Below are 5,337 nucleotides of genomic sequence, written 5' to 3'. Positions count from 1 at the left end.
CGCGCCGGCGCTGGCTGGGGCTCCGATCATCGACATGTCGGGAACCGGCAAGGGCTCGCCAACTAGTCCGGCACCGGCCGGTGGGCCCGCGCCCGGTCAGCCCGTTGCGCCGGGTCCTTCGGGTGCTGGGGCGAGCTGAGTTACGGCTCTGACAGTCAACTCTGCGGGTTCGTGCCCACCCGCCGGGCACCACCAGCGAACGCAGTAGCTGACGCTGCTGGCCCGTATCTCGCCGGCCGTCTTGGCCCAGGCCGGACGCTGGGCAGTGAGTGCACCGTCAAGCGTGGAAGTTCCAGCACACCTACGCAATTCGATACAACCCAGCTTCCTCTGGCCACGTCGAGCAGACCCGGCGACATGCTTGCCCGCCACGGAGCCAACCCGTTCTAGCCCGGGATCACCGCAGGTAGCCGCTGCAACCAGCAAAATTACGGTTCATAATTTGTGTTAATGACCTGAACATGAAAATGAATTGGCGAGGTGTTGTCCGCATAGCACGGCGTTGGATTTAATGAAACCTCGTTTCGAGCGAACGACGCGCAGCGCAATGGCTGCGTGACCGGGCGACACAATGCGAATAAGCCGAAGGATAAGCGTTGACGCAACGAATGTTTCGTGCCGGGTTGACGACCCCCGATCCGGCTGCGCACACCCCGGCTATTGGCCGGAGTACCGCGCATCTCGCCGCGACACCAATGATTGTGTTGGCGCCGTCCGCAGCGGACGCTCCGGTAGTGCCGCATAGCGCTGTGAGACTCACCGGTTGCCTCGATGTACCAAATCTGCGCGCAAGTGGCCCACAATGACGGCGCCGATATGGATGGCCGCGCCGCCGGAGGTGCATTCGGCACTACTTAGCGCGGGACCTGGATCGGACTCGTTGCTGGCCGGGGCACAAGCCTGGACATCATTGAGCTCCGAGTACGCGTCGGTGGCCGCAGAACTGACCGTCATACTGGCCGGGGTCCAAGCCGGCACCTGGGACGGTCCCAGCGCAGAGTTCTGCGTGGCGGCCTACGCCCCCTATCTGACGTGGTTGGCAGCCGCCAGCGCCGCCAGCGCGGAAACCGCTGCGGCCCAGCAGAATCTGGCAACAGCCTACGTCTGCGCGGTGGCGGCGATGCCGACGTTGAGCGAGTTGGCGGCCAACCATGCCACCCACGCGGTGCTGGTCGCCACCAACTTCTTCGGTATCAATACCATCCCCATCGCACTCACCGAAGCCGACTACGTACGGATGTGGATCCAAGCCGCCACCACCATGGGTGTGTACGACGCGGTTGCTACTGCGACGCTGGCCGCCACCCCACACACCGCCCCGGCACCGATCATCATCAAACCGGGCGCCAACACCGAGATGGCCGCCAGTATCGCCCAGGCCCTCACCGAGACGCCCATCGAAGAACTATTGATTGAGTTACTCACCTTGATTGTGGCCGAGTATCTCAATGTCCTGGAAATGGTTATCGGCCTCCTGATGCTGCCCACGATCGGACTTAGGATCCCGCTCGAGGCCCTTGTGGACTTCTTGACCCTGCACTTTGCCGCCGGATTTTTCATGCTGTGGTATTACGGTTTTCTCTGGTATCACTTCGTCGTGGTGCCGGCGTGGCAATTCGTGACCGATCCTTTGTTGGTTATCGATGCGGTGATCGAATGGATCCTTGGGGGTGGTGGCGCGGGTTTTGGCGCGGTTGGGGCCATGACCAGTCCCTTGGCGGACGCAGTGGCGTTGTCGGCCACCGGTGCAACGGCGGCTTCTGCAGGCGCGAACCTGGGCGGGGTGGCGGCTACGCCCGTGGCCGACGTCGCCGTTGGTGCGCTATCACCGTTGGCGGGTGCGTCAGCGGTTCAGCCGCAAGCAGTCTTCGCTTCGGCGGCGGCGCCCGCGGTACCGGCGTCGGTGGTAGCTGCCGATCAAGGCGCTGGGGTGCTGGGGTTTGCCGGGACTACGTCCGGCGCGGCGGCCGTACCCGCCGGCGGATTGACCACGGTCGGCAGCGGTGAGCTTGACGCCGGTGCAGGGGTACCGATGCTGCCGACCAATTGGCAGCCCAGTCTGGTCGGCGGGTGATCCAGCTGACAAGCTCGCGAAGCGCCCGGCGAGATGCGTTCTGTCACTGCGGAATCGACCGGGGACCATTGGGTAGCCGTTGGCTGAAATTACACACCGTCGGCTCCCAGTCGCCTTCATCGCAACCGTCACAGCTGTCTCCTGTGTTAGGACAATTTGCTTAGTGCCCTGGCTCGGGGTTGTTAGAGTGCAGATTCGTGTCACGTGAGGAACCCCGTTACCGCTACAGGTCGGAACGGCAGCATCACATCGGGGATGCCCTAGAGGCGCTTGCGGTTCGAGGATTTATTAGCGAGTGGCGTCTGGTGTTCGCGCACCCGTCCGGTCGCAAGCAAGGTGAGATCGATCGCGGTGCCAGCCCTCTGGCCTGGTGGTACATCACCGACGGTACACGGCAGCGACACCAGACACGCGAGGTCGAGCAATCCATCGGTAGGCGCTGCCGCCAAAACGGCATCGACTGGTCGCCGGTTCCGCCGCCAGGCGGCATCGCTGCTGCGCAACCGGTCAGAGGGCTGTTGGCGAAAAGGGCGTCACAAGGGCACGATGTCCTGGCCTACACCGCCATTGTCGAGCATCTGCGCGGGGCGGGCATCGACGTGCCGCCGGTAGGCGGATACCCCGTCGAATTAACCTGCTGTGCCTGTGTTGGCGCCCGGAAGCGGTACCCGCTAAAGCGTTGAGCGCAAATGCTTTAGCGCGAAGAGGCCGTGCGGGTGGGGACCAGAACCCACCGGCGAACGCGCCCACTGGTGGTGGCATCAACCCTTCTCTCCCCAACCGCCACCAACACCCAACTAACCTGGCCAGTCGCCGCCGGCGCAGGATCCCGACCCAAATACGTTCCTGCGTGGGCTTTGTCGAGTCAGATCAAGGGCACGTGACGGTGATCGCGCCCGGGCCGACGGACGTCAGCGCCGCTTACGCAGCCACCGCAACGCTGATTGTGCGGCGTGGTACCCGCACAGTCCATGGATGCCGGCACCCGGCGGCGCGGACTGCGAGCAGAGGTAAACACCAGGCACCCCAATCACATACGGGTTGACGGCGATCCGCGGCCGGAAGATGACCTGGAGCCCGTCGTTGGCGCCGCCGATGATGTCGCCGCCGATGAAATTCCGGTTGTAGGCCTGCAATTCGGCGGTGGACTTGCTGACGGTGGCGATGATGCGGTCGCGAAAACCGGGAGCGAACCGCTCGATCTGGTCCACGACGGCCGCGGTAGCGTCGCCGGTGTAGCCAAACGGCACGTGCGCATAGGCCCAGACCGGGTTGATGCTGCCCGCCGAGCGCGACGGGTCGGCCAGGTACTGCTGTCCCACCAGAACAAACGGCCGCCGCACCATTTCGCCTTGTGCGCGTTGACGTTCCGTGTCCGCGATCTCGGCGAAGGTGCCGCCCAGGTGGACAGTGCCGGCGCGCGCACAATCAGGGTTCGTCCATGGAATATCACCCTCGATGGCGAAGTCGACCTTGAACGCCGACGACCCCTCGCGATATCGCCGATAGGATGACTTGATCCGGGCCGGCATCACATCGCCGTACAGTGCCAGGACGGCTGCGGGACTCAGGTCGAGCATGACGATGTCGGCATCCGGGATGTCGCTGCGGCTGCTGACAGTCACGCCGGTGGTGATGTCGCCGCCGAGGGCTTGCAGAGCCGCGCCCAGTGCCCGCGTGATCGAACCCGATCCGCCCTGGGCAACGGGCCAGCCGTACCGGTGGCCGCTGGCCAGGATCATCAGACCGAGCGATGCCGTCAACGGCCGGTCCAGACGCGTATAGACGTGCGCGGCCGCCCCGCCGAACAGCGCCCGTGCCTGCTCGGTACGAAACCAGCGCGCCATCACGGTGGCCGGCAGCGCCGCACGCGGACCAAAGGCGGCAAGACGCAGCGGGTGTCGGGGCACGTTGATCACGGGCCGGAGCAAATCGCCTGCCAAATCATCGAATCCGCCCGACAGGTCTCCTACTGCGCGTCGCCACCGGCTGGCGTCCGGGCCCATGCGCGCCACGGTCTTGTCGATCGACTGGAACAGCACGCCCGCGCTACCGTCGTCGAGCGGATGCGCACAATCGATCTGCGGCCACTTCCAGGTCAGCCCGTAGTGCTGCAGGTCGATCTCCTGCCAGAACGGCGAACCGACACCGAGCGGGTGAAACGCCGAGCAGTGGTCGTGGATGAGTCCGGGCACCGTCAGCTCACCCGAACGCGCTCCCCCGCCGATGGTGTCGCCGGCCTCGAGCACCTGCACGTCGAGACCCTGTCGAGCGAGATGGATCGCTGCGGCCAGGCCGTTGGGTCCGGCACCGACGACGATCGCGTTGGTCATCGCACCGGGCGTTGAGTCGTCACCTCGACGAGCTTAACTGTCAGCCGGGCCGGGCCGGCTAGACGACCCGTCGGCCTACCGGCCGCCGCCACCGGTTGCCGATGCCGGCTTGGTCACCCGTTGGGTCTCCTCGTTTTCCATGCGTCAGCGTTCGATTCGTGCGGCACCCATCGCATGAAGCGCTTCAGATACTGTTCATACTCACCGATGTCGCACGGCCACTCCAACGCGTCAAACAACGGGAGTCCGACTCGGCCTCGGCCCAGTCCCGCGCCGTCACCAAGGACCGCTCCAGCCGCTGCGCAAGCCTCGGTTCCTTGTCGAGAGTCTCGTGCAATGTGTCGATGATGGCGTCGGAATCGCTCATGTGGCTGCTGCCTGAGTGAATCGGCGGCCCTCATATCTGAGGTGGGTCTCCGCACAGGTACCCGACGCGGATCGGGCCAACACCGTTTCAGGACCATTCATGACCATTCAGCGCCGAACAAGCGATGACACGCGGCGGTGGGGCTGAACCCCCAGTGGACCGGCACACACCGCGCGCTGTTCGGCGTCTCGGACACCCCCGGGGGGCTCAGCGCCCGGCTGCAGTACAGGCCGGCCGCGGTGCAGGCCGGCACGCACGGCATGGTCGGCGTTTATCTGCGCGGTTGGCGGGTAGAGAAGCGTGTGGACGCCGGGCTACCCGCGGGCCACGGGAGGACCGGCGGCCGAGCAACCTTCCTGAGATACGGAGCACCACCCGCCATGGCGATCGACCTCATCGGCAACAGCGAGGCAAGCAAGCCACGAACTCGGATGGTCACCGGAGCCAGCGCCGGGCATCGGCCGGACGACAACGTCAGCCTGCTCCTACCCGAGATACCGAACCCAGGCCGGCCACGCCTCGCGCGGCGGGTCATCGCGGTCATCGGGCTGACCGCGATGACC

Annotated in this window: 3 protein-coding genes and 1 pseudogene; 3 read left to right on the top strand and 1 reads right to left on the bottom strand. The window is 65.3% G+C overall.

Features of this window, described 5'->3' with window-relative positions:
- Both EET13_RS31390 and EET13_RS11955 read left to right on the top strand, forming a co-directional pair.
- Positions 1–139, top strand: a pseudogene (locus EET13_RS31390) (hypothetical protein); the annotation flags it as partial.
- Positions 140–802: 663 nt separating this feature from the next.
- Positions 803–2,074, top strand: coding sequence for a PPE family protein (locus EET13_RS11955; RefSeq protein WP_122442492.1), 1,272 nt, complete (start codon positions 803–805; stop codon positions 2,072–2,074).
- A gap of 911 nt (positions 2,075–2,985) precedes the next feature.
- On the opposite strand, the gene EET13_RS11940 is transcribed toward EET13_RS11955, so the two are convergent.
- Positions 2,986–4,407, bottom strand: a complete 1,422-nt coding sequence (locus EET13_RS11940) for a phytoene desaturase family protein (RefSeq protein WP_122442490.1) — start codon at positions 4,405–4,407, stop codon at positions 2,986–2,988.
- A 504-nt stretch (positions 4,408–4,911) separates the two neighbouring features.
- On the opposite strand from EET13_RS11940, the gene EET13_RS11935 reads away from it, so the two are divergent.
- On the top strand, positions 4,912–5,337 hold a 426-nt coding region (locus EET13_RS11935; RefSeq protein WP_211189059.1), incomplete at its 3' end, for a hypothetical protein.

This window comes from Mycobacterium attenuatum (assembly GCF_900566085.1).
Classification (GTDB): Bacteria; Actinomycetota; Actinomycetes; order Mycobacteriales; family Mycobacteriaceae; genus Mycobacterium; species Mycobacterium attenuatum.
The sequence above is the reverse complement of the archived record's forward strand: the minus strand, read 5'-3'. Positions and strand labels throughout refer to the sequence as shown.